This is a genomic window from Streptomyces sp. NPDC051684 (genome assembly GCF_044453445.1).
GTDB lineage: Bacteria > Actinomycetota > Actinomycetes > Streptomycetales > Streptomycetaceae > Streptomyces.
Genome location: NZ_JBITCS010000005.1, coordinates 108932 through 132899, shown reverse-complemented (window position 1 = coordinate 132899; position 23968 = coordinate 108932). Strand labels below are relative to the sequence as shown.

General features: G+C 72.5%; 21 protein-coding genes. 10 read left to right on the top strand and 11 right to left on the bottom strand.

The features are described 5' to 3' along the window. Window positions 1–39 precede the first annotated feature (39 nt). Complete coding sequence (locus ACIA8D_RS08235) at window positions 40–954, bottom strand: shikimate dehydrogenase (RefSeq protein WP_399229889.1); 915 nt, start codon at window positions 952–954, stop codon at window positions 40–42. A gap of 123 nt (window positions 955–1077) precedes the next feature. On the opposite strand from ACIA8D_RS08235, the gene ACIA8D_RS08230 reads away from it, so the two are divergent. Next, the gene (locus tag ACIA8D_RS08230) at window positions 1078–1743 is read left to right on the top strand and encodes a TetR/AcrR family transcriptional regulator (RefSeq protein ID WP_399229887.1); all 666 of its coding nucleotides are present in this window, start codon (window positions 1078–1080) and stop codon (window positions 1741–1743) included. 150 nt (window positions 1744–1893) lie between these two features. Next, window positions 1894–3252, top strand: coding sequence for an MFS transporter (locus ACIA8D_RS08225; protein WP_399229885.1), 1359 nt, complete (start codon window positions 1894–1896; stop codon window positions 3250–3252). A gap of 27 nt (window positions 3253–3279) precedes the next feature. Here the strand turns inward: ACIA8D_RS08225 and ACIA8D_RS08220 are convergent, their stop codons facing one another. Continuing rightward, window positions 3280–3582: a YkvA family protein gene (locus ACIA8D_RS08220; protein WP_399229883.1), complete on the bottom strand. Its 303-nt coding sequence runs from the start codon at window positions 3580–3582 to the stop codon at window positions 3280–3282. 143 nt (window positions 3583–3725) lie between these two features. Here ACIA8D_RS08220 and ACIA8D_RS08215 point away from each other — a divergent pair, with 143 nt between their 5' ends. Beyond that, a complete protein-coding gene (locus ACIA8D_RS08215; RefSeq protein WP_399229881.1) occupies window positions 3726–3896 on the top strand; it encodes a hypothetical protein in 171 nt (56 codons plus the stop codon). A gap of 24 nt (window positions 3897–3920) precedes the next feature. Here the strand turns inward: ACIA8D_RS08215 and ACIA8D_RS08210 are convergent, their stop codons facing one another. Beyond that, window positions 3921–4427 carry a DUF5709 domain-containing protein gene (locus ACIA8D_RS08210; RefSeq protein ID WP_399229880.1) on the bottom strand — a complete coding sequence of 169 codons (507 nt, stop codon included), beginning with the start codon at window positions 4425–4427 and terminating at the stop codon, window positions 3921–3923. Window positions 4428–4736: 309 nt separating this feature from the next. On the opposite strand from ACIA8D_RS08210, the gene ACIA8D_RS08205 reads away from it, so the two are divergent. After that, a complete protein-coding gene (locus ACIA8D_RS08205; protein WP_399229878.1) occupies window positions 4737–5090 on the top strand; it encodes a Ser-Thr-rich GPI-anchored membrane family protein in 354 nt (117 codons plus the stop codon). A 188-nt stretch (window positions 5091–5278) separates the two neighbouring features. On the opposite strand, the gene ACIA8D_RS08200 is transcribed toward ACIA8D_RS08205, so the two are convergent. From ACIA8D_RS08200 to ACIA8D_RS08185, 4 genes are all read right to left on the bottom strand, one after another. After that, window positions 5279–5617 carry a hypothetical protein gene (locus ACIA8D_RS08200; protein WP_399229876.1) on the bottom strand — a complete coding sequence of 113 codons (339 nt, stop codon included), beginning with the start codon at window positions 5615–5617 and terminating at the stop codon, window positions 5279–5281. Next, complete coding sequence (ctaD, locus tag ACIA8D_RS08195) at window positions 5614–7311, bottom strand: cytochrome c oxidase subunit I (RefSeq protein ID WP_399229874.1); 1698 nt, start codon at window positions 7309–7311, stop codon at window positions 5614–5616. The genes ACIA8D_RS08200 and ctaD overlap by 4 nt, the downstream gene beginning before the upstream one ends. A gap of 140 nt (window positions 7312–7451) precedes the next feature. Further along, complete coding sequence (locus ACIA8D_RS08190; RefSeq protein WP_399229872.1) at window positions 7452–10166, bottom strand: FUSC family protein; 2715 nt, start codon at window positions 10164–10166, stop codon at window positions 7452–7454. Further along, window positions 10163–10636: a MarR family winged helix-turn-helix transcriptional regulator gene (locus ACIA8D_RS08185; RefSeq protein WP_399229870.1), complete on the bottom strand. Its 474-nt coding sequence runs from the start codon at window positions 10634–10636 to the stop codon at window positions 10163–10165. Before ACIA8D_RS08185 ends, ACIA8D_RS08190 begins: the two co-directional genes overlap by 4 nt. A gap of 152 nt (window positions 10637–10788) precedes the next feature. Between ACIA8D_RS08185 and ACIA8D_RS08180 the strand changes: the two genes are divergently transcribed. The 3 genes from ACIA8D_RS08180 to ACIA8D_RS08170 all read left to right on the top strand — a co-directional run bounded on the left by ACIA8D_RS08180 (window position 10789) and on the right by ACIA8D_RS08170 (window position 15582). Further along, window positions 10789–13386, top strand: a complete 2598-nt coding sequence (locus ACIA8D_RS08180) for an ATP-binding protein (RefSeq protein ID WP_399229868.1) — start codon at window positions 10789–10791, stop codon at window positions 13384–13386. Between the two features lie 100 nt (window positions 13387–13486). After that, window positions 13487–14902 carry an FAD-binding oxidoreductase gene (locus ACIA8D_RS08175; protein ID WP_399229867.1) on the top strand — a complete coding sequence of 472 codons (1416 nt, stop codon included), beginning with the start codon at window positions 13487–13489 and terminating at the stop codon, window positions 14900–14902. A gap of 56 nt (window positions 14903–14958) precedes the next feature. Next, the gene (locus tag ACIA8D_RS08170; RefSeq protein WP_399229865.1) at window positions 14959–15582 is read left to right on the top strand and encodes a DUF6629 family protein; all 624 of its coding nucleotides are present in this window, start codon (window positions 14959–14961) and stop codon (window positions 15580–15582) included. On the opposite strand, the gene ACIA8D_RS08165 is transcribed toward ACIA8D_RS08170, so the two are convergent. Together ACIA8D_RS08165 and ACIA8D_RS08160 are read right to left on the bottom strand one after the other, a co-directional pair. Next, the gene (locus ACIA8D_RS08165) at window positions 15572–15970 is read right to left on the bottom strand and encodes a hypothetical protein (protein ID WP_399229863.1); all 399 of its coding nucleotides are present in this window, start codon (window positions 15968–15970) and stop codon (window positions 15572–15574) included. The two genes, ACIA8D_RS08170 and ACIA8D_RS08165, sit on opposite strands and share 11 nt — an antisense overlap. Before the next feature lie 85 nt (window positions 15971–16055). Further along, window positions 16056–18578, bottom strand: coding sequence for an ATP-dependent Clp protease ATP-binding subunit (locus ACIA8D_RS08160; protein ID WP_399229861.1), 2523 nt, complete (start codon window positions 18576–18578; stop codon window positions 16056–16058). A gap of 260 nt (window positions 18579–18838) precedes the next feature. Here ACIA8D_RS08160 and ACIA8D_RS08155 point away from each other — a divergent pair, with 260 nt between their 5' ends. Together ACIA8D_RS08155 and ACIA8D_RS08150 are read left to right on the top strand one after the other, a co-directional pair. Continuing rightward, window positions 18839–20383: a PstS family phosphate ABC transporter substrate-binding protein gene (locus ACIA8D_RS08155; protein WP_399229859.1), complete on the top strand. Its 1545-nt coding sequence runs from the start codon at window positions 18839–18841 to the stop codon at window positions 20381–20383. Window positions 20384–20504: 121 nt separating this feature from the next. After that, entirely contained in the window at window positions 20505–21320 is an 816-nt protein-coding gene (locus ACIA8D_RS08150; RefSeq protein ID WP_399229857.1) for a hypothetical protein, read from the top strand. 9 nt (window positions 21321–21329) lie between these two features. On the opposite strand, the gene ACIA8D_RS08145 is transcribed toward ACIA8D_RS08150, so the two are convergent. Then, window positions 21330–21857, bottom strand: coding sequence for a helix-turn-helix domain-containing protein (locus ACIA8D_RS08145; RefSeq protein ID WP_399229855.1), 528 nt, complete (start codon window positions 21855–21857; stop codon window positions 21330–21332). Window positions 21858–22004: 147 nt separating this feature from the next. On the opposite strand from ACIA8D_RS08145, the gene ACIA8D_RS08140 reads away from it, so the two are divergent. Then, window positions 22005–23255 (top strand): benzoate/H(+) symporter BenE family transporter, encoded by a 1251-nt coding sequence (locus ACIA8D_RS08140; RefSeq protein WP_399229853.1) that lies wholly within the window; start codon window positions 22005–22007, stop codon window positions 23253–23255. Here ACIA8D_RS08140 and ACIA8D_RS08135 read toward each other — a convergent pair. Continuing rightward, the gene (locus ACIA8D_RS08135; RefSeq protein WP_399229851.1) at window positions 23215–23934 is read right to left on the bottom strand and encodes a type 1 glutamine amidotransferase; all 720 of its coding nucleotides are present in this window, start codon (window positions 23932–23934) and stop codon (window positions 23215–23217) included. The two genes, ACIA8D_RS08140 and ACIA8D_RS08135, sit on opposite strands and share 41 nt — an antisense overlap. Window positions 23935–23968 lie beyond the last annotated feature (34 nt).

Genomic DNA, 23968 nt, shown 5'->3' with positions numbered 1-23968 from the left:
CGTACCCCGCTGCTCAATCGGCGCAGAGGCTTGATCGGCTCAGTCGGTGCCAAGGGTTGATGTGGCTGTTTGCAGCGTGCCCTCCGCCCCCGCCAGTTCGGCGAAGTGGGTGAGCATTCGGGCGGCGTCCGGCTCGCGGCCGGTGAAGAGGCGGAACGCGTCGACGGCCTGGAAGACGGCCATGCCGCCGCCGTCGAGGACGGCGCAGCCGAGGTCGCGGGCAGTGCGGACGAGTTCGGTCTCCAGGGGCCGGTAGACGACCTCGGCGACCCACAGGCCGGAGTGCAGCAGCTCGGCGGGGAGCGGGAGGCCGGGGTGGGCGGCCATGCCGGTGGGGGTGGCGTGCACGATGCCGTCGGCCTCGGCGAGGTGGGCGGCGAGCTCGTCAGGGCCGGCGGGCACCGCGCGGCCCTCGCCGAAGTGCCGGTTCAGGGAGGTCGCGAGGGCGGCGGCCCGCTCCGGCAGCGCGTCGACGAGCACGATGCGGCCGGCGCCCAGGGTGAGCACCGCGTGCGCGACGGCGGCGCCCGCTCCCCCGGCGCCGAGCTGGACGACGCGCTCCATGCGGGCCTCGGGCAGCCCGCGGGCGAAGGAGGCGGCGAACCCGGTGACGTCGGTGTTGTGGCCGATGGCGCGGCCGCCCTCGAAGACCACGGTGTTGACCGCGCCGAGCGCGGCGGCCTGCGGCGACAGTTCGTCGAGGTGCTCGATGACGAGCTGCTTGCAGGGGTGCGTGACGTTCAGGCCGTCGAACCCGACGGTGCGCGCGGACCGCAGCAGCTCCCCCACGTCCTCGGGCCGGACGCCGAGTTCGCCGAGGTCGAGCCGCCGGTACAGGTACCGCAGGCCCTGCCGGTCCGCCTCCCGCTCGTGCAGGTCCGGGGAGAGCGAGGGGCCGATGCCCTCGCCGATCAGACCGACGAGATAAGAGTCCTGGGGAGAGTCCTGGGGCACGGGGTCCTCCTGGCCGAGCGGCGAGCTAATGTACGAACTGGTTCGTTACTCATATCAAGTCCTACGCCCTCCTGGGAAGGGACTGATCCGAACCGGCCCCGGCACGGCTCCTACAATCGCCGGATGACCACTGTCGAAGAGCCGGCCCGGCCCTCGGGGCGCATCCGCGACGCCGCGCGCACCAAGGCCGAGATCCTCAAGGTCGCCACGGAGGAGTTCGCCCGCGCCGGGTACACGGGCGCCCGCGTCGACGAGATCGCGGCCCGCACCCGCACCACGAAGCGGATGATCTACTACTACTTCGGCGGCAAGGAACAGCTGTTCACGGCCGTGCTCGAACGCAGCTACGCCGTGATCCGGCACGCGGAGCGGGACCTGGACGTCGAGGACCTCGACCCGGTCGCCGCGATCCGCCGGCTCGCCGAGCTGACCTTCGACCACCACGAGCAGCACCCGGACTTCATCCGCCTCGTGAGCATCGAGAACATCCACGACGCCGAGCACATCACGGCGTCCGAGACGATCGGCTCGCTCAACTCGCCCGCGATCGACGTGATCGGCCGGATCCTGGAGGCGGGCCGGGCGGACGGCGTCTTCACGGCGGACGTGGACGCGGTGGATCTGCACGCCATGATCAGCTCGTTCTGCTTCTTCCGGGTCTCCAACCGGCATACGTTCGGCGCCCTGTTCGGCCGCGACCTGACGGCCCGGGACCGCCGCGAGCACTACCGCACGATGCTGGGCGACATGGTGATCGCGTACCTGACGGGGAGCGGCGACACGCACTGATCGGCGCATACGTCCTCGTCTCGACCTCTTGACAGGCGGGAAACACCGGCGCAACATCGCTGGCCATCCGGTACTAACTATCCAGTGGGTTAATTAACCCGGCCGACTCCGGTCCGCCGGGTTGATCCACCCAGCCCTCAAGGAGCCCGCGTGTCCGTCCCCGCAGCATCGCCGCGCGCACCACAGGGCCAGCCCCGCAAGGCGGCATTCGCCGCCTGGAGCGGCAGTGCCCTCGAGTACTACGACTTCTTCATCTACGGCAGCGCCGCCGCGCTCGTCTTCCCGAAGGTCTTCTTCGACGAGTCCGATCCGGCCGACGCCACCCTGCTCTCGCTCGCCACCTTCGGTGTCGCGTACGCCGCGCGGCCCGTCGGCGCGTTCTTCCTCGGCCACATCGGCGACCGCCTGGGCCGCCGCAAGATCATGGTGTTCACGGTGGTCCTGATGGGCCTGTCGACGTTCCTGATCGGCTGTCTGCCCACCCGCGAACAGGTCGGCGGATTCGCGCCGTTGCTGCTGGTGCTCTGCCGCATCCTCCAGGGCATCTCGGCCGCCGGCGAGCAGTCCAGCGCCGGTTCGATGACCTTGGAACACGCGCCGGAGGACCGGCGCGCGTACTTCACGAGTTTCACCTTGAACGGCACCCAGGCCGGGCAGCTCCTGGCCACCATCGTCTTCCTGCCGATCGCGGCGCTGCCCGAGGACCAGCTCCTGTCCTGGGGCTGGCGCGTTCCGTTCTGGCTGAGCCTCGGTGTCGCCGTCGCCGGCTACGTCATCCGGCGCTCGCTCGACGAGACGCCCGAGTTCGCCCGCAAGGCCGAGTCCGGCGAGGTCGCCAAGCTGCCGCTCGCGGTGCTCTTCCGCGACCACTGGGTGGACGTGCTGCGCGTGATCGGCGGCGCGCTCGTCGCCTCCGTGAGCACGATCTTCACCGTGTGGGCGCTGTCGTACGCGACGAGCGACGCGGTCGGCATGGACCGCTCGGCCATGCTCTGGGTCGGCGCGCTCGCGAACCTCGTGGCGCTCGGCGCGATTCCGCTGTGGGCCCGCCTCGCCGACCGCATCGGACGGCGGCCCGTGTTCCTGACGGGCGCGGCGGGCAGCGCGCTGCTGATGTTCGGCTACCTGTGGGCGATCTCCACGGGCTCGTACGCGCTGACGTTCGTGCTCGGCATCCTGGCTTTCGGTGTCGTCTACAGCGCGGCCAACGCCGTGTGGCCGGCCTTCTACGGCGAGATGTTCCCGACCCGCGTGCGGCTCTCGGGCCTGGCGATCGGCACCCAGATCGGCTTCGCCATCTCCGGTTTCGCGGTGACGTTCGCGGCGCAGATCGCGGGTCCGGGCGGCGACAACTGGGGCGCGGTGGCCCTGTTCACGGCGGCCCTGTGCGTGCCTCCGGTGGTGGCGGGGCTCACGGCGCGCGAGACGGCGAAGGTGCCGACCGCCCAGCTCGGCGAGCGGGGCGCGGGCACTGCCGTGCTCAACGACGCTCCGGGCGCGGCGGTCTGACCCCGCCCGCTCCTCCGGCGCCGGGCCTCACGCAGTGGGGGTCCGGCGCTCGCCTGTGCCGATGCCCGCCTTGTGCGCGGCGCTGTGCAGCATCTTGAGGGCCACCAGCAGCACCCCTATGTCGTCGAGGTAGATCGGGTCGGGCAGCAGGTCGACCGGGGAGATCGTGTAGGCGACCGCGGCCCAGAACAGCGCCTTGTTGTGCAGCGGGATGCCGGCGTCGATGAGCAGGCGGCGCGCCTTGAAGACCCGGACCAGGAGCACCGCGGCGGCCACCAGCATCGCGAGGGCCGCGAGCGTGCCGAGAACGATCCACGCCGTGCTGTCCATACCGGTCCCCCTGGGGCGAAAGTGCGAGACGTCCCAGGCTACGGGGTACGGAACGGCGCACGTCCCACGTGCGACGTGCGGCTCGCCGGGCGAGGATGTGATCCGAACACACAAGCGGGGTTCGTGAGGAGGAGGGGTCTGCTGTGCTGATCTTCGTAGCCATGGTCCTTGGAGGGATCGGCATGGTCTGCATAGGCATCACGGCGCGGCGGATGGTGACGGGGGACGTCGCCCTCGGCCCGCCGATCCTCGCGCTGGTGACGGCGTTCGCCGCGGCCGCGCTGATGTTGACGGCGACTGCCCTCGGTCACTGACCGGGGGCCCGGCCCGTACGGACCTCAGAGCTCGTCGTCGTCCACCACGTGCACCGCGGCCTCCTCGGCCGATGCCGCTCCCCCGCCGTACCCGGCATCCTGAGCCAGCATGTCCTTCTCGGCGTCCTCGTGGGCGCCCTCGTCGGGCGCGATCAGGCGGCCCGCGCGGCGCGTTCCCACCTCTGAGTCCAGTGGTTCGCCCTCGCCGTCGCGCAGATCGCCCACGCCGTCGCCGTCACCGTCCTCCTCACCGGACTCCAGCGCCTCGTACGCGTCGATAACGGGATCGGGCCGCTCCTCCGCGAGGCGCTCGTCGAGCGTCTCGCCCGCCTGCCGCTCCGCGGCCGTGTTGCCGCTGTGCTCGACGGCCAGTGGGCGCTCGGGCGGCGACCATCCCTCGTCGTACGGGTCCACGCCGCGGTCGTTGAGGGTGTCCTCGACCTCGAGGATGCCCTCGTCGTCCCGCACGTCAGGGCCCGAGGGCTGATACACCTCGTCGCCCATGGCCGAGTCGTCGCTGCGCTCGGTCATGCCGCGTCACCTCGCCTCCGTGCTCCGTGTCACATATCCAGCGTGCACCAGTCCGCGCCGCCCGGCCGCTTCGGGAGGCCACGCGCGCGTACGCGATGATGCGCCCGCACGCCGGATCTGTCCTGCCGACACGCCCATTTCGCGGACGGATTCGTCCCTCATGGGGCGGGGATGACGGTCGAATGCTTGGGCTCGACGACGGCCCCGGGAAGGAAACCTGTGACCGACCGTCACTCTCGGTCCATCAATGATCACCATCCGCAACTGTCCATCATCTGTCCCACCGATCCGACGGAACGAGGTCGTCGCATGCGCCGCACCGGATTCCTCTCTCTCGCCGCCGCTCCGCTCCTGGCCTTCGCGCCCCTGGCCGAGCCGGCCCAGGCACTGACCGTCACGGAGCCCGCGGCGGACTCCGTGCACAGCACGGGCGCCAGCATGTTCGTCACCTGGAACAACCCCACCGGCCAGAAGCTGGACATGTGGCTCGTCCGGGGCGGCACGGACCGCGTCGTACAGCTCGCCTCGCAGCTGACCGCGGCGCCGCGCAGCCAGACGTCCACCGTGCTGCCGAACGTGCCGGCCGGCGACGGCTACGCGATCGAGCTCAAGAGCCGCAACGGCGACGCGCGCGGCCTCAGCCCCTCGTTCGCGGTGGACTGACCGCCTCGGGCTCCTCCGCCCGCGCGCCTGCCGAGCCGTTTCGCCGCCGCGACAGGAATGAGCCTGGCCCGCTGGGTTCAGCAGGCCAGGCTCACTGGGCACACGCCCGACGACGTACTACAGGTGAGCCCGCGCGGCCGCGTCACCTGGGCACCCGTACGTACGGCACTGGAGCACGTGCACGTACGTCACTTGAGCGCGACCAGCGACGCCAGGCCCATCAGGCCGACGAGGACGCCGCCGCAGAGGCCGACGCAGCGTGCCTTCAGTCGCTCGTAGCGCGTCTCGTACTCGGTGCGCAGCTCCGCGGCCCGCGCCACGATCTGCCCGAGCGCGGCCTTGTGGAAGACGAGGCGCTCCTCGACGAAGACGCGCCGCACCTCCTCGCGCTGCGCCCCGGTGAGCCAGTCGAGCCGGTCGGTGAACGCCTCGGCCTGCGCATGGGCCTCGGTGACCTTCGAGTTCCACAGCAGATAGCCCTCCATCTGCTGAATTCCCGCGCTCACGTCGTGCTCGGTGCTGCTCATGCGGATGCGTCCTCGTGCCGGTTCTCGGCCTGGTCGAGGGCGGCGACGCCGGGGTGGTGCAGGTCGAACGCCGGGGACTCGGAGCGGACGCGGGGCAGCGTGAGGAAGTTGTGCCGCGGGGGCGGGCACGAGGTGGCCCACTCCAGGGAGCGGCCGTAGCCCCACGGGTCGTCGACCTCGACCTTCTTGCCGTACTTGCCCGTCTTCCAGACGTTGTAGAAGAACGGCAGCATCGACAGGCCGAGCAGGAAGGCGGAGATGGACGAGATCGTGTTCAGGGCGGTGAAGCCGTCGGCCGCGAGGTAGTCCGCGTACCGGCGCGGCATGCCCTCGACGCCCAGCCAGTGCTGCACCAGGAACGTGCCGTGGAAGCCGACGAACAGCGTCCAGAAGGTGATCTTGCCGAGCCGTTCGTCGAGCATCTTGCCGGTCATCTTCGGCCACCAGAAGTGGAAGCCGGCGAACATCGCGAAGACGACGGTTCCGAAGACCACGTAGTGGAAGTGCGCCACCACGAAGTACGAGTCCGAGATGTGGAAGTCCAGCGGCGGCGCGGCGAGGATGACGCCGGTCAGGCCGCCGAACAGGAAGGTCACGAGGAAGCCCACCGACCACAGCATCGGTGTCTCGAAGGACAGCGAGCCCTTCCACATCGTTCCGATCCAGTTGAAGAACTTCACGCCCGTTGGCACGGCGATCAGGAACGTCATGAAGGAGAAGAACGGAAGCAACACACCGCCGGTGACGTACATGTGGTGCGCCCACACCGTGATGGACAGGCCGGCGATCGCGATGGTGGCACCCACCAGGCCCGAGTAGCCGAAGATCGGCTTGCGCGAGAAGACCGGGATCACTTCGGAGACGATGCCGAAGAACGGCAGCGCGATGATGTACACCTCGGGGTGGCCGAAGAACCAGAAGAGGTGCTGCCACAGGAGCGCGCCGCCATTGGCCGCGTCGAAGACGTGGGCGCCGAACTTGCGGTCCGCCTCCAAGGCGAACAGCGCGGCGGCGAGGACCGGGAAGGCCAGCAGGACCAGCACACCGGTCAGCAGCACGTTCCACGTGAAGATCGGCATCCGGAACATCGTCATGCCGGGCATGCGCATGCAGATGATCGTGGTGATGAAGTTGACCGAGCCGAGGATGGTGCCGAAGCCGGAGAAGGCCAGGCCCATGATGCCCAGGTCGGCACCGATGCTGGTCGTGTGGATCGCGTCCGACAGCGGCGCGTACATGAACCAGCCGAAGTCCGGGCCGCCCTGCGGGGTGAGCAGCGCCCCGGCGGCGATCAGCGAGCCGAACAGGTACAGCCAGTAGGCGAACATGTTCAGTCGCGGGAACGCGACGTCGGGGGCACCGATCTGGAGCGGCATGATCCAGTTCGCGAAGCCGGAGAACAGCGGTGTCGCGAACATCAGGAGCATGATCAGGCCGTGCATCGTGAAGGCCTGGTTGAACTGTTCGTTCGACAGGATCTGCATGCCGGGGCGGGCCAGTTCGGCGCGCATGAAGAGCGCCATGATGCCGCCGACGCAGAAGAACGCGAACGAAGTGATGAGATACAGCGAGCCGATGGTCTTGTGGTCGGTGGTGGTCAGCCACTTGATCACCACCGCACCGGGCTGCCGCGCGTGGGCGGTCTCCGAATCCGGTGCCTCGGCGCTCGCCGCCGCGCTCTCCAGGGACGTCATCAGGTAGTCGCTTCCTTGGCCGGTGTACAGGACACGACCACGACTAGCGGACGTCGGGGCGGGAAGCGGGGACACGCGCGCCCGCGCGTCCCCGGTTCCCTCGAATGCAGCAGCGAGGCGTCAGAGCCGGTGAACAGACCTCAGTGCGACAGTCTGATGTCGTGCCGTACGGCGTCCAACGGGTCCTCCACGCTGACCAGTTCGGCGCGCGGGGTGTGCCGGGACGCGGAGATCACGAGGGTGTGGGTGCCCGTGGGCAACCCCTCCACCGTGTAACTCCCCTGGTTCACCGCGGCCTTGGCGAGCCGCTTGCCGCGGGCGCTGATCACGGTGATCCAGGCGGGGCAGCCCTCGGGGTGCTCGGCGCACTCCACCCGGCCGGTGAGGCGGGCCCGGCTCACGGGGGCCGGTTCACGACGCTGCTGGGGCGCGTGGGCGACCTGCGGCTGGGGCCTGGGCGCGGGCACCGGCCGGGGCTGCGCCTGCGGCTCCGGCCGCGGTTCGCCCCAGGCCGCCATCACGGCGCGGGTGCGGCGCTGCATGGGCGAGGCGGGCCGCTGCGCGGCGCCGTTCCCGGTGGCAACCGGCAGGCCGGCCTGCTCGGCGTAGGCGGCCAGGGTCTCGTCGAGGGCGTCCAGCTCGCGCAGCGCGGTGTGCAGCCGCTGGGCGCGCTGCCCCGACCTGGCGGGGGCCAGCTCGGCGCGCAGCTCCCTGAGCAGCGGGCTCACCCTGCGGTACGTGCCCTCGGGCTCGCCGGTCGCGAAGAACCGGTCGAGTTCCTTGAGGGACGCGGTGACCGTCGCGGTGACGAGGCGGGCGCGCTCGACGAGCCGGGGCGGCAGGTCCACGTCTACGTCGGCGGCCGAGGCCAGCGCGCGGGCGTGGCCCGTCGCGGAGGTCAGCAGGGCGACGCGGTGCTCGGCGGCCGGGCCGCTGACGCCCACCGGCATCCGGACGAGCGGCTTGGCGACGGCCTGCACCTGGAGCAGCGCGGCGTCCACGGCGCGCGCGGCCCCGCGCAGCCGGACCGGGGTGTCGGGCCGCGTCCAGCGCTGCTCGACCTGCGCGACGACCTGGGCGAGCACGTCGACGTAGCCGCGCTCGGCTTCCTGGACGACGGTGCGGCGGGCCAGCGGGAAGATCAGGGCGGCGCAGGCGGTGGCGACGAGGACGCCGATGCCGTTGTCCAGGAGCCGCTCCCCCAGCAGATGGTCCATGCCGCTCTCGGGCGTCGACAGCGCGTACAGCTGGCACAGGGCGATGACGAGGCCGACGACCCAGCAGGCGTAGGCGCGGGCCATGCCCCAGGCGCCGAAGGTGAGTCCGGCGACGATGACCGTGAGCGTCCAGTAGACGTGTCCCTGGCCGATGAGGTGGACCAGGAGGATGCCGAGCACCGCGCCGACGACGGTGCCGACCATGCGGTGGCCGAACTTCCGCAGCCGCTCGTGCGTGGTGTTGGTGCCGAACAGCGTGATCATCACGCCGACCAGGCCCCAGTAGAAGCGGTGCGGGTCGATGGCGTCGGAGATCGGGACGACGATCGCGGCGGCCACGGCGGCGTGCGCGGGGACCCGGATGTACGGGATGGCGCGGCGCCAGCCGGACTCCGTGGTCCCGGCGAGCACGCGCCGGGTGGGGCCGGCCGAGCCGGGCAGCTTGTTGTTCTCCAGGGCGACGGTCGGCTTGAACGGGACCTCGGCCTTGCCCGCGACGGCGCTCGCGCCGAGCGTGAGCCAGTTGTGCAGGGCACGGGCGAGGGAGTCGAGGAGGTGGCCGACGCGGCGCGCGAGCACCGCGGCCTCCACGTCCTCGGAGGAGGCGGCCGGGTCGGCGAGGACCACCTCGGCCCGCTCCTGGATGTGGGCGGCGGCCGGCTGGAGGCCCTCGGCCTCCCGTATCGGGGTGTCGCGGGCGAGCACGAGGCCGACGGCGAGCGCCTCGCGCAGCTGCTCGGGGACGGGCAGCCGGGTCAGCTCCTGGACGGCCTGGCCGATGCCGCGCAGTGCGAGCTCGGCGTCGAAGAGGTGCCGGTGCAGGAGTTCGGCGGCGTCCGGGTCGGCGGCGACCTCGGGCTGGGCGAGGCGGCCGTCGATGGTCACGGTGGTGATGTTGAGGCGGCGCAGCGAGCGGCTCATGCGGCGCACGGCCCGCTCCTGGTCGGCGTCGGGGTCGACGGCGTCCACGGCGGCGTCGGCGACGCGGCGCGCCTCGACGACGAAGGCGCGCTGGGTGCGCAGCAGGTCCTCGCGGGGCATCGGGTAGCACAGCAGCAGCCGCGTCACGAGGACGGCGGCGGCGGACACCAGGGCGACCGCGAAGGCCTTGCCGACGAGCGCCACGGGGATGCCCGCGAGCATTCCGACCATCATGCCGTTGAACAGCATCATGCCGGTGACCAGCGGTATCGCCCCGAACCTGGCGAGCAGGAAGGTGACGGCGAGGGCCGCGACCATCAGCACCATCTGCGGCACGCGCTCGCCGTTCATGGTCGCGCACAGCCACAGCGCGGCGGTGTACGGGAACGGCATCCACAGGATCGCGCGGGCGAGACGGTCCCAGGTGTTCTCGGCGACCGCGAAGGCGCTCATCAGGCCCATCATCCCGGCGACCATCATGCCGATCATGTCGGGGATGCCGAGCGCCTCGGCCATCGCGTAGCCGACGGTGAGCGCGGTCACCATGGCGACGAGGGTGCGCCAGCCGGTCTGGAGCTGACCGAGTCCGGGGTCGGCCGCGAGGACCCAGTCCCACCATCTGCGGGGCCCGGCGACCCGATGGGGTGCGAGGTCGGCTCCCGGTGGGGCGTCGCTCGTGGCGGTGTGCTGGTCCGGCAGGGTGCCCGGGGTGGTCAACTGGCCTCCGATTCCATGGCGTTCAACAGGATGTTCAGCGCATCCCGCGCGGTGGACACCGCGCGCTCCGGGTCGTCGACGGCTCCGCCTTCGAGCGCGGTCAGCAGGGCCGCGGCCATCCGCTGCCGCCCCGTTTCGAGCAGGGCGCGCCCCGCGGGCGTCAGCGAGGTCTCGACGGCGCGCCGGTCGTCCTCGCAGCGCCGCCGCTCGACGAGCCCGGCCTCCCCCAGCTTCTGGAGGAGCACGGTGACGCGCGGCTGCGCCATACCGGTGCGGGCGGCGAGCCCGGTCACCCGGCACGGCCCGCCGTCCAGCGCGTCGAGCAGGGCCACCTGGCTCCGCGTGAGCCCGAACTCGCCTTCCCTGAAAAGGGTTTGACCGAGCTGGGCGACCCCTCGCAGGAGCCCTCGGGCGGCGCCTTCGATGCGCTGGGCGTCGGGGACGTCGACGGACCCCGGAGATAGATGCATATGGAAAGAATATACATGAGCCTTACACGCAGCCGGCGACCGGGGCGGGCTCGGTACACACCCCGTGCAATCGCCCGCCCCTCGTCCGGCGATGTGCGTATCCGCCCCGGTCCCACCTCCCGGCAGACGCCGCCCGGTGGGAAGGTCTCCCAATGGACGGGGGGATCCTCGAGCGGGATCTCGAACTGGGGCGACTGGCCGACGCCGCCCGGGACGCGGCACTCGGGGCCGGTTCGGTCACGCTCGTCCTCGGCGAGGCCGGAATCGGAAAGTCGTCCCTGGTCCGGGCTCTGCCCACCGTGCTGCCACCCGCCGCCCGCCTCCTCGTCGGACACTGTGACGACCTGGCGACCGGCCGCCCGCTCGGCCCGCTGCGCGATCTCGTCGGCAGCGTCGGCGCCGATCTGACCCGCGCCGTACGCGACGCGGGCGACCGGCACCGGATCTACGAGGCGCTGCACGCCGAGCTGGCCGGCGCCCCGCATCCCGCCGTGCTCGTCGTCGAGGACGTGCACTGGGCGGACGAGGCCTCGCTTGACGCGCTGCGGTATCTGGTGCGCCGCATCGAGCGGCTGCCCGCCGTGCTCGTGCTCACCTACCGGGACGACGAGCTGGGGCGCGGCCATCCGCTGCGCCAGCTGCTCGGCCAGGTGTCGGGCGCGGCCCGCGTGCACCGGCTGCCGCTCGCCCCACTGTCCCGCGCGGCCGTCGGCAGCCTGTGCGCCGCGGCCGGACTCGACGCGGCCCAGGTGTACGCGGCGACGTCGGGGAATCCGTTCTTCGTCGCCGAGGTGCTGGCCGCGGGCGGCACGGGCGTGGTCCCGCCCACCGTCGTCGACGCGGTCCTGGCCCGCCTTCGCCGCCTCGACGACGCCGCGCGGGACGCCCTCGAACAGCTGGCCGTGGTGCCGTCGGCGGTCGAGCTGCCCCTGGTGAACGCCCTGCTGCCCGGCGGCTGCGCGGCGCTCGCGGCGGCCGAACAGGGCGGGCTGCTGACGGTGGCGACGGACCGGGTGGCGTTCCGGCACGAGATCATCCGCCGCGCCGTCGCCGACTCGCTGCCCGCGGCGCGCCGCATCGCGCTCGACCGTGCGGTGCTCGCCGCCCTGGTGGCCGCGCCGGACGCCGACCGCTCCCGGCTCGTGCACCACGCGGCGGCGGCCGGCGACCTCGACGCGGTGGCGCGCTACGGGCCCCGGGCCGCACGCGACGCGGCACGGGCCGGCGCGCACCGGGAGGCCGCCGCGCATCTGCGCCTGGTCCTGCGCGGACGCGGGCGCTACGGTCCCGCCGAGCTGGCCGACCTGCTGGAGCAGTACGCGGTCGAGAGCTACACCATCGGCGACTCGGACGCCGCCGTCACCGCGCAGCGCGACGCCGTGGAGCTGCGCCGCGGTCTCGGCGAGCCGCGGGCGCTCGGCGCGGATCTGCGCTGGCTGTCGCGGATCCACTGGTGGGCGGGCGACGCGCAGGCGGCGGAGTCGGCCGCACGCGAGGCCCTGGCGGTGCTCGAACAGGCCGGTGACGACCGGCTGTTGGCGCTCGCCCTCAGCAATACGGCGCAGTTGCGGATGCTGGCGGACGCGTACGCCCAGGCCGTCGAGTACGGCGAGCGGGCCATCGCGCTGGCCCGCAGGGCGGGCGATCCGGCGATCCTCGCGCACGCGCTCAACAACGTCGGTTCGGCACGCTGGCGGGACGGGGACCCGCTGGGGCAGCGGCAGTTGGAGGAGAGCCTGGCGGTGGCGCTCGACTCGGGCGAGGTGGAGCACGCGTGCCGCGCCTACGCGAACATCGTCTGGTCGCTCCTGGACGACCTCCGCTTCGCCGAGGCGGACCGGCACCTCTCCCCCGCCATCGACCTCGCGGACCGGGCCGAGCACCTGGGTTTCCTGACCTACCTGCACGTCGAGCTGGCGCTGCGGAAGTTCGCCGCGGGCGAGTGGGCGCAGGCCGAGCGCTATGCCCGGCTCGGCGCCGACGTCTTCCCGCCCGCCCGCTGCCCGGCGCTCACGGTCCTCGCCCGCGTGCGGGTGCGGCGCGGCGAGCCCGGCGGCGGTGAACTGCTCGACCAGGCCTGGCGGATCGCGGTGGGCACCGACGAGCTGCAGCGCCTCGGCCCGGTCGCGGCGGCCCGCGCGGAGGCCGCGTGGCTGCGCGGGGACCCGGCGGGCGTGCTCGCCGCCGCCGGACCGGTGCACGAGCGGGCCCGTCGGCTCGCCGCGCCGCAGCGCCACGAGCTCGGCTACTGGCTGGCGCGGGCGGGCAGGCCCACGCCGGCGGACGGCGGGACCCACCCGTACGCGCTCCAGGCGGCGGGCCAGTGGGACAAGGCCGCCGAACTGTGGCACACGGCGGGCTGCCCGTACGAGGAGGCGGCCGCGCTCGCCCAGAGCCCCGACCCGGCCGTCAAGCTGAGCGCGCTCGCCACCCTGGACGCGTTGGGCGCCGCGCCACTGGCCCGCCTGGTCCGCGCGGAGCTGCGCGAGCTGGGCGTGCGCCACGTCCCCCGCGGCCCGTACGCGGCGGCGCGCGGCAATCCGGCAGGACTGACCAGTCGTCAACTCCAGGTCGTGCGGCTCCTGATGGGAGGGCTGACCAACGCGGAGATCGCCGCACGTCTCGTCCTGTCCGTGCGCACGGTCGACAACCACGTGCGCGCCGTCCTGGAGAAGCTCGACGCGCCCACCCGGCGCCGGGCCGCGCAGCGGGCGGTGGAGATCGGCCTCACGGCGGCCGACGAAACGTAGGTACCCGCCGCGCCCGAGGTGGGTGACCGCCACGCATGCTTGGCCGTGCGCAACGCCCGTAGAACGGGGCGGACGACACCCACTCGACACGGGGGATCGCATGACCAGCACACCCGCACAGGCGGCGCGCCGCGAACTGACCGGTTTCCGAGGGACGTTGACCGGGCCCAGCGACTCGGGGTACGAGGAGGCCCGCGCCGTCTACAACGCGATGATCGATCGGCGACCCGCGCTCGTGGCGGGCTGCGCCGACACGGACGACGTGGCGAAGGTGATCGCCTTCGCCCGCCGGCACGACCTTCCGCTCGCGGTGCGGGGCGGCGGCCACCACGGCGCGGGGCTCGGCACCTGCGAGGCCGGTGTGGTCGCCGACCTGGCGCCCATGAACTCCGTCGAGGTCGACGCGGCGGCCCGCACCGTGACGGTGGGCGGCGGCGCCACCTGGGGCCTGGTCGACGCGGCGACGCACGAGCACGGCCTGGCCACGCCCAGCGGCATCATCTCCACCACCGGCGTCGGCGGCCTCGCGCTCGGCGGCGGCCTCGGCCACCTCACCCGGCGCTGCGGCCTCACCGTCGACAACATCATGGCTGCGGAGGTCGTCCTCGCCGACGGTACGCCGGTGCGCGCGGACGCCGACACCAACACGGACCTGTACTGGGCGATCCGGGGCGGCGGCGGCAACTTCGGCGCCGTCACGTCCTTCACGTTCCGGCTGCACGACGTGAGCACCGTGGTGGCCGGGCCGACCTTCTGGCCCGCCGAGCAGGGCGCCGAAACCCTCGCCGCCTACCGGGACTTCCTGCCTTCCGCGCCCCGCGACGTCAACGCCTTCTTCCTGTACGGGTCGGTGCCGCCGGCGCCGCCGTTCCCCGAGGAGCTGCACCTGCGGAAGGTGTGCGGGGTGGTGTGGTGTCACACGTCCGGGGATCCGGAGGCGGCGGATCGCGCCATGGCGCCGCTGCTGGGTGAGGTGTCCGCGCCGCTGCTGCACGCGGTCGCTCCGATGCCGCATCCGGCGATGCAGTCGATGTTCGACGGCCTGTACCCGCCGGGCGACCAGTGGTACTGGCGGGCCGACTTCGTCAAGGAGATCCCGGACGAGGCCGTGGAGCTGCACGCCAAGTTCGGGCCGCAGACGCCGTCCATGCAGTCGACGATGCACTTGTACCCGATCGACGGTGCCGCTCACGAGGCCGGCCCGTCCGACACCGCGTTCAGCTACCGGGACGCGCGCTGGGCGAGCGTGTTCGCGGGCGTGGACCCGGACCCGGCCAACGCGGACCTCCTGCGGCGCTGGACGGTCGACTACTTCGAGGCCCTGCACCCGTACTCGGCGGGCGGCGCCTACGTGAACATGATGATGGACGAGGGGCAGGAGCGGGTGCGGGCGAGCTACCGCGGCAACTACGCCCGCCTCGCCCGAGTCAAGGCGGCCCTCGACCCGGACAACGTGTTCCGCAACAACCAGAACATCCAGCCCGATCCGGCGGCGCGGGACAACGTCCGGCCCTGACGGGCGCGGTGCACCCACGACGCGCCGCGCGGCCCCCGGAAACGTAGCGTGGTCGCATGTGCTGGAGTGCGACGGCCGATCTGGTAGCGGGTGGCGCGGTCACCGCCGTGGGCGTGGGGTGCGTGACCCGGGCGGTGCGCACCCGGCCGCGGGCCGTGCCGCTCGCGGCGCTGCCGCTGCTGCTCGGGGCGCATCAGATCATCGAGGCGGTGATCTGGAACGACGGCGGTGGCAGCGGCCCCGCCGTCGTCGCGTGGGCGGTGATCGCGCTGCCGCTGCTGCCGCTGTGGGTGCCGGCCGGTGTGTGGTGGGCGACGCCCGCGCACGCCCGCCGCCGGCTGCTCGTGCCGCTCGCGGCGGGCGTCGTGACGGCGGGGGTGCTCGGGTACGTCCTGGCGACGAGCACGGTGACCGCCGAGGTCCGCGGGCACACCATGGGCTATGCGATCGGGCTGCCGCATGCCGGGTGGCTGCTGGCGGGCTATCTGCTCGCGACGATCGGCTCGCTGCTGCTGTCGGGCGAGCGGATCCTGGTCCTGCTCGGCGTGCTGGCGGCGCTCGCCGCGGCGGTGTGCGCGGCGCTGTGGCGCTGGGAGTTCATCTCCACGTGGTGCGCGTTCGCCGCGCTCTGCTCGGCGGTACTCCTCCGCTGGCTGGCGCCGAGACGGGTCAGTCGGTGATCGTCACGCACGGCAGGCCGACGCTGGCGCCGCCCCTGAAGCCCTCGGCGCACAGCCGGGTGCCTGCCGGGAAGTGGCGCTGGGGGTACGCCTGGTCGCGGTAGGTGCGGAAGGCGGCGACGTCCTCGACCTTGGTGTTGGCGGACCAGCCGTTCGTGGTCCACACCCGGGCGGAGATCCGGTTCGGCTGGTTGGTGTTCACGACGGACACCTCGACGCGGCCCAGGTAGGTGCCGGAGTCGTAGGTCTCGATGCACACGGAGTTGTTGCACCACTTGCCGTCGGCGGCGGCCGGCTGGCCGACCGCGATGACGCAGCCGAGGGCGGCGACGGCCGCGGCGAGCGAGGCGAAGGTCTTCTTGGCGGCGGCCCGCATGGTGTCCCGCATGGGTGACTCCCTGTGTCTCGTACGACGTGTGCGCGGAGCCGGATGTCCGCGCCTCGCGCGCATCAACGTCGTACGCGACCAGGGGTTACGTCTCCTTCGACCGGATGGTGAGCTCCCCGTCCGCGGCCTCGACCCGGATCCGGCCGCCCGCCTCGATCTCGCCGTCGAGGAGCATTCGGGAGAGCCGGTTGTCCAGCTCGCGCTGGATGGTGCGGCGCAGCGGGCGCGCCCCGTACTCGGGCTGGTGGCCGCGCCGGGCGAGCCATTCGACGGCCTCGGGGGCGAATTCGATGGTGATGTCCTGGGCGTGCAGGCGGCGCCGGGTCTCGTCGAGGAGGAGGTCGGTGATGCGCGCCAGTTGTTCGGTGCTGAGCCGCCGGAAGATGACGCTCTCGTCGACGCGGTTGAGGAACTCCGGGCGGAAGTGTTCCCGCAGCGGACGGAGCACCTGTTCGCGGCGTGCGGTCTCGTCGGCGGAGTCGTCGGTGCGGAAGCCGAGCGCGGCGCCGCGTCCGGCGATGGCCTCGGAGCCGAGGTTGCTGGTCATCACGATGACCGTGTTGGTGAAGTTCACCGTGCGGCCCTGCGCGTCGGTGAGCCGGCCGTCGTCGAGGACCTGGAGCAGTGTGTTGAAGACATCGGGGTGTGCCTTCTCCACCTCGTCGAGCAGGATCAGCGAGTACGGGTGGCGGCGCACGGCCTCGGTGAGCTGCCCGGCCTCCTCGTGGCCGACGTATCCGGGCGGCGCGCCGACAAGCCGGGAGACGGTGTGCTTCTCCTGGAACTCGCTCATGTCGAGCCGGACCATACGGTCCTGGCTGCCGAACAGGGCCTCGGCGAGGGCGCGGGCCAGTTCGGTCTTGCCGACGCCGGTGGGGCCGAGGAAGAGGAAGCTGCCGATGGGCCGGTCGGGACTGGCGAGCCCGGCGCGGGAGCGCAGGACGGCCTCGGCGACGGCGGTGACGGCCTCGTCCTGGCCGATGACCCGCTCGTGCAGATGCTGTTCGAGGCCGAGGAGGCGCTCCTTCTCCTCCTGGGTGAGGCTGGCGACGGGGATGCCGGTCTGCCGGGACACGATCTCGGCGATGTCCTCGGCGGACACCTCGACGATGTGTCCGTCGCCGGGGTCGGGTTCGCGCGCGCCCTCGATCCTGCTCGTCAACTCGCCGATGCGGTCGCGTAGTTCGGTGGCCCGCTCGTACTGTTCGGCGGCCACGGCCTCGTCCTTGTCGCGGGTGAGGTCGTCGACCTGGCGTTCCAGGGCGCGTACGTCGGTGGTCTTGGTGCGGTCGCGCAGCCGGACGCGGGCGCCGGCCTGGTCCATCAGGTCGATGGCCTTGTCCGGCAGGAAGCGGTCGGTGAGGTAGCGGTCGGAGAGGTCGACGGCGGCGAGCAGCGCCTCGTCGGCGTACCGGACCTGGTGGTGTGCCTCGTAGCGGTCGCTCAGTCCGCGCAGGATCTCCACGGCGTCGGCCGTCGACGGCTCGGGCACGAGGATCGGCTGGAAGCGGCGGGCCAGCGCGGCGTCCTTCTCGATGTGCCGCCGGTACTCCTCCAGGGTGGTGGCGCCGATGACGTGCAACTCGCCGCGTGCCAGGGCGGGTTTGAGCATGTTGCCCGCGTCCATCGAGCCGCCCTCGGAGCCGCCGCCGGCGCCCGCGCCGACCACGGTGTGCAACTCGTCGATGAACACGATGAGTTCGTCGGGGTGGGCACGCACCTCGTCGATGATGCCGTTCAGCCGTTCCTCGAAGTCGCCGCGGTAGCGGGTGCCCGCGACGACGCCCGACAGGTCGAGCGAGACGAGGCGGCGCCCGCAGAGCGTCTCGGGCACGTCGCCCTCGGCGATGCGCTGGGCGAGGCCCTCGACGATCGCGGTCTTGCCGACGCCCGCGTCGCCGATGAGCACGGGGTTGTTCTTGCCCCTGCGGGAGAGCACCTCGACGGTCTGCTCGATCTCCTCGTCGCGGCCGATGACCGGGTCGAGGCGGCCCTGGCGGGCCCGGTCGGTGAGGTCCTCGCCGAAGCGGTCCAGGTTGGGGGTGGGCGCCGTGGTCCTCGGTTGTTGGCCGCCGGGGCGGGTCTCGGCGGAGCCGGGAGGCGGGCCCTGCGGCGCCGGGTCCGGGGTGAAGCGGGCCTGGTTGAGGAGGTGGCCCGCCGCCGAGTCGGGGTTGGCGGCGAGCGCGAACACGATGTGGTCGGGGCCGATGTAGGCGACGCCCGACTCGCGCGCGATCACATGTGCGTCGAGCAGGGCCCGCTTGACCGCCGGCGTCACCGAGAGGGACTGCGGGGTGCGGCTGGGCTCGCCGCTGCCCGCGTGCCGGTCGATCTCCCCCGCCAGCCGGTCGGGATCGGCGCCGGCCCGCGTCACGAGACTGCGGGTGGGTTCGAGGGAGAGCGCCGCCCACAGCAGGTGCCCGGTGTCGAGATCGCCCCGGCCGCGCTCGGTGGCGTAGTTCGCGGCCGTCGCGACGAGCTGGCGGGCCGGACCGCTCATCAGCCTGCCGATGTCGATCTGCCGTCGGCCACTGCCGAGGAACCGCGAGAAGAAGTCGCCGAAGGGGTCCTGTCCGTAGCCGTCGGACCCCGTGAATCCGCTGCTCATGCCCATCCGTCCCGGCGTGCGCCGTCCGCGTACGACAGCGCTGCCTCGTCGACGTCCGTCCGGTGTGCGCGTAGCCCGCTGCGGCGTGGATAAACGTGGTGGACACAACGGGGCGCGAGTGCCGGGCGACGGTACGGCGGAACGGCGGTGTGTTCACCCCTGACGGGGACCGACGGAGACATTGAACGGGCGACGAATTGTGGGCGAAGTCCGGTGCCCGGCCCCCTCGCCCGGCCCCGCGGGTCCGTATCTTCGCGCACATGGGATGGCTCGAGATCGCCTTCACCGCCGTGGGGTTGCTGATCGGCGTGGTGTCCATCGTCACGCCGTTCGCCGCCGACCGCCGCGCGCGGCGCAGCAGGCGGGTCGGGTTCCGCAAGCAGATGGACATCGCCATAGGGCACCACGGCCCGACAGGGGCGGCGGATGCGCGGCTCGGGCTCTTCACCGACCTGCCCGAGATGCACGACGCCACCCTCGTGCTGCTGCGGATCGAGAACGACGGCTCCCGGCACGTCGACACGGGCGACTACATCGACGCGTCGGAACACTACGGGCTCACCGCCGAGTTCGCCGGGCGCAGCATTCAGACGCTGGATGTCACGCTGCCCGAGGAACACTCCAACCTGTCGGGCTACTTCGAGCGCAGGCCGGGTCTGCTGATCGAGACACCCGGCAAACTGCGCATCCCCAAGGTCCCCCTGAAGCCGGGCGCGTACTACAAGATCCTGGTGCTGCTCACGGGCGGCAACGAAGGGGACAAGGTCGCCGTCACCGGTGACATCAAGGACGGCAAGCTGCACGAGAACCACAGCCTGACGCCGGACGAGAAGCCACCGGTGTTCAGTGGCCGGGCCCGCTGGACGACCGTCACGCTCGGCCTCGCGCTCATCGCGGCGGCGACCCTGCCGCTGTTCACACCGTCGCCGCTGCCGGACGACTGCGAGTCGGGCAGGCTCCGCCTCACGGGTTCCACGGCGTTCGCCCCGGTGCTGGAGGAGCTGGCGCAGAAGTACCGCGGCCACTGCGGGGACGAGCCGCGCATCACGGTCGCGGCGCGCGGCAGCCGCACCGGAGTGCGCGAACTCGCCCTGTCCGGCGCGGAGTCGGGCAGCACCGCGAGGGTCATCGCGTTCTCCGACGGGCCGCGCCCCGCGAGCTACACCCGGCTCAGCGAGAGCCGCATCGCGGTGTCCCTGTTCACGCTCGTCGCGCACGACGACGTCCGTCTCACCGATCTGTCCGTGGCCGATGTACGGCGCGTCTACCGGGGCGAGATCCGCAACTGGTCGCAGTTGGGCGGGCCCGATCTGCCGGTCGTCCTGGTCAGCCGCACCTCCGGTTCGGGCACCCGGTCCGCGCTCACGGCGCGGGTGCTCGCGGGTGCGGACGAGCCGCCCGCGTCCTCGGACGACTGCGTCAACCGCACGGCCCGCACCGGCGCGCGCGTCCTGCGCTGCGAGCTGGACTCGACGGAGCAGGTCCTCGACACCGTGGCCCGCACGCCCGGTGCCCTCGGTTACAGCGAGCTGCGCGCCGCGTCGCCGCCGGACGCGCCGAAGGGCCTGCACCGCCTCACGCTCGACGGCCACACCCCGGACCCGGACCGGCTCGACGCGGGCGGCTATCCGTACCGCGAGATCGAGTACGCGTACACTTTCGGGCGCCCGCCGGCGGACTCGCTGGCCTCGAGCTTCCTCGCGTACGCCGTCGACAACGGCACCGGCAAGGGGGTCGTGGCCACCCACGGTCACCTTCCGTGCGGGACGCCGGTGGGGCTGCGGGTGTGCGGCAAGGACGACTGACGGGCACGGCCGCCTCGCGGCCCGCGTCCAGGCGCTCCGCGCAGGACACCCACACCCCGCGGAACGTACAATTTATGGGTGTTTCGGGCGTGTGGCGCGTCCGGGAAGGCGAGGTGGCGTCATGGCCGGACCGACCCCGACCCGGCTGCACCGGGCCGCTCGCGCTCCCGTCGCCGCGGCGTTCGTGTGCGCGAGCCTGTTCTCCGCGGGCCCCGCGGTGGCCGATGACGGCGACGCCAAGGACAAGAACGCGCAGGAGCTGGCCGACGCGGCGAAGAAGGAACTCCTGGACGCGAAGTCGCTGCATCTGACGATGAAGAACGACTCGGACGACAAGGACAGCCGCACCCCGGCGCTGGTCGACCTGCGGCTCGACGAGAAGGGCAACTGCACGGGCGACCTGCGCATGGGTACCGGCGGCGCCAAGGGCGGCAGCGTCGATCTCGTGAAGCGCGGGGACGAGGTGTGGATCAAACCGGACGCCACGTTCTGGAAGACCCAACTCCCGGGCCGCAGCGGCGACTTGGCCGCCGACCTGATCGGCGACCGCTACGTGCACGGCACCACCGACGACCCGATGCTCGACACGCTCTCCGGCACCTGCGACCTCGACTCCTTCCGCGAGCGCCTCGGCGACGGCTCGGACCGCGCCACCAAGGACGAGCTCACGAAGGGCGACCAGAAGAAGCTCGCGGGCACCGAGGTGGTGCCGCTGACACCCTCCGGCGACGGCAAGGGGCACATCACTCTCTACGTCACCGCCGACGAGCCGCACCGGCTGGTGCGCGCCACCGAGAAGGGCTCCGGCGAGTCCCTGTCGATGACGCTGACCGACTACGGCAAGCCGGTGCCGAAGAAGACCCCGTCCGAGGACGACTCGATCGACGTGTCGGACCTGCGGGGCGGCGAGCCCTCGCAGGCGCCGCACGCCGCCTGACTCCAGGCGTCAGCCGGCCTTCGGGTAGCGGACGAAGAGGATCCCCTGGACCTCACCGTCCGGCGCGCAGTAGATGTGCGGGGCGTCGGCCGCCCAGTGGGCGTGACCGCCCGGCCCCGCGGTCGTGGGCGCGTCCGGCGGGCCGACGACGGCCGTCCCGGAGAGCACCATCAGGCTCTCCGTGGTGCGCGGGACGTGCGCCGCGGACTCCTGGGTCGCGCCCTCGGTGATGGTGACGCGGAAGACGTCGGTGGCCGCGTCCGCGTCCTCGTACCGCTCGATGAGGACCGCGGTGACCGCGCTCCCGGAGACACCGGCCGCCGCGCCGGGCGGGTCGTCCAGGACCGCGCTGAGCGGTCGGCCGAGCGCGGTGGTCAGGGCGTAGAGGGTTTCGAGGGTGGGGTTGCGGCGGCCGGTCTCGAGCTCGGAGAGCGTGCCCTTGCCGACGCCCGAGCGGCGCGCGAGTTCGGACAGCGACAGGCCGCTGCCCGCGCGCAGTCGCTTCAGCCTGCGCCCCACTTCATCACCAAGCCCCATCGGCCGGCCCCCTCCCGCGCTCGTCGGCGCGTGTTGACGTGTCGCCATTCGCGTCCTTAGTGTTCCACAAACAGAACGTTCCGTTCATGGAACGCGTTGTGCGCTCGCCCCATCCTGCCTCCCCCTGCCTCCGGAAGTGACACCCGCATGCCCTCGCTCGCCCGCATACGCGCCCTCGCACCACCCTCGGCCGTGGCGGCGGGGCTCATCGCGACCACGGTCGGAGTGACCAGCGCGGCCGCCATCGTGTTCACCGCCGCGCGGACGGCCGGGGCGGACGCGCGGGAGGCGTCCTCGTGGATGCTGGCGCTCGGCGTCGGCATCGCCGTCACCACCGTGGGCCTTTCACTGCGCAACAAGGCGCCCGTGCTCACCTCCTGGTCGACACCGGGGGCCGCCCTCCTCGCGACGAGCCTGAGCGGGGTGTCCATGGAGAAGGCCGTCGGCGCGTTCGTGTTCAGTGCCGTGCTGACGGTGGTGAGCGGACTGACGGGGTGGTTCGCCCGGCTCATGGACCGGATCCCGGTGCCGCTCGCCTCCGCGCTGCTCGCGGGTGTGCTCCTGCACTTCGGGACGGGACTCTTCGCGCAGATGGGCGGGCACTTCGGGATCGCGTTCCCGGTGTTCGCGCTGTATCTCCTCGCCCGCAGGGTGCTGCCGCGCTACGCCGTGGTGGTCGCGCTCGCCGGTGGCGTCGTGGCCTCCGTCCTCACCGGCGGCTGGCACCTGGAGCGGGTCCAACTGTCGTTCGCGCAGCCGGTGTTCACGACTCCGGAGCTCGACTGGAAGGTGCTCGTCAGCGTCGGTGTGCCGCTGTTCGTGGTCACCATGGCCTCGCAGAACCTGCCGGGTGTCGCCGTGCTGCGCACGTCCGGGTACGAGGTGCCGATCTCGCCCGTCCTGACCTGGACCGGTGTCGCACAGGCGGTGCTCGCGCCGTTCGGCGCGTTCGGCCTCAACCTCGCGGCGCTGACCGCGGCGATCTGCACCGGCGAGGAGGCGCACCCCGACCGGAAGCGGCGCTATCTCGCGGCCGTGTGGGCGGGTGTCTTCTACCTGTGCGTCGGCCTGCTCGGCGCGACGGTGGCCTCACTGCTCGGCGCGATGCCGCACGCGCTGGTCCTGGCGGTCGCCGGAGTGGGCATGCTCGCCACGATCGAGTCCGCCCTGGCCGGCGCGCTGTCCGACCCGAAGTCCCGGGAGGCGGCCGTCGTCACGTTCCTCGCGACCGCCTCCGGGGTGACGCTGCTCGGCATCGGGTCCGCGTTCTGGGGGCTGCTCGCGGGCGTGCTCACCACCGTCGTCGCGTCGGTGGCACGGCGCAGGACCACTGCGTCGGCGCCCGCCGCCCCGCCGTTTACGGCGTCGTCGCGCACACCCGAGCGAACCTCCGTGTGACCTCCGCCCACACCGCGACGGCCGCAGCCTCCTCCGCCACCGCCGCGGCGTGCAGCCGGCCCCGGTCGAAGCCCTGCCGGGCCAGGGGCTCGGGGTCCCATCCGGCGATCCGCGCGGCGTCGGCCTCGGGGTGGAACTGAACGCCCCAGGCCCGCTCCCCCACCCGGAACGCCTGGTGCGGGCAGGCCTCGGTGGACGCCAGCCAGGCGGCGCCCGGCGGCAGTTCGGTGATCTGGTCGATGTGCCGCTCGATCGCGGGCACCGTGCCGCCGAACCCGTGCAGCAGCGGGTCGTCGGCAGCCTCGGGCCGCAGCCGTATGCGCGTACTGCCGTACTCGGGCCGTCCGTGACTCCCCCGCACACGTCCGCCCGCCACCTGGGCGAGGAGTTGACCGCCGAGGCAGATACCGAGGACGGGCGTGCCGCCGTCGAGCGCCTGCGCGGCGAGGCGGCGCGCGGCGGGCAGCCAGGGTGCGCGGGCGTCGTCGTCCGGCAGGAAGCCACCGCCCAGCACCAGCAGCGGCCTGCCGTCGAGCATTTCGGGCAACACCTCACCCGCGTACGGCCGCAGTACCTCCACCGCGAGGCCCGCCTCGCGCAGCCAGTCACCGACCCGGCCGGGGCCGCCGCTCCTGGTGTTCTGCACGACCAGGACGGGAGCAACTGCCGTGGTACTCATCCGCGTTCGCCTCGTTCCGTACGTTGACCGGGAT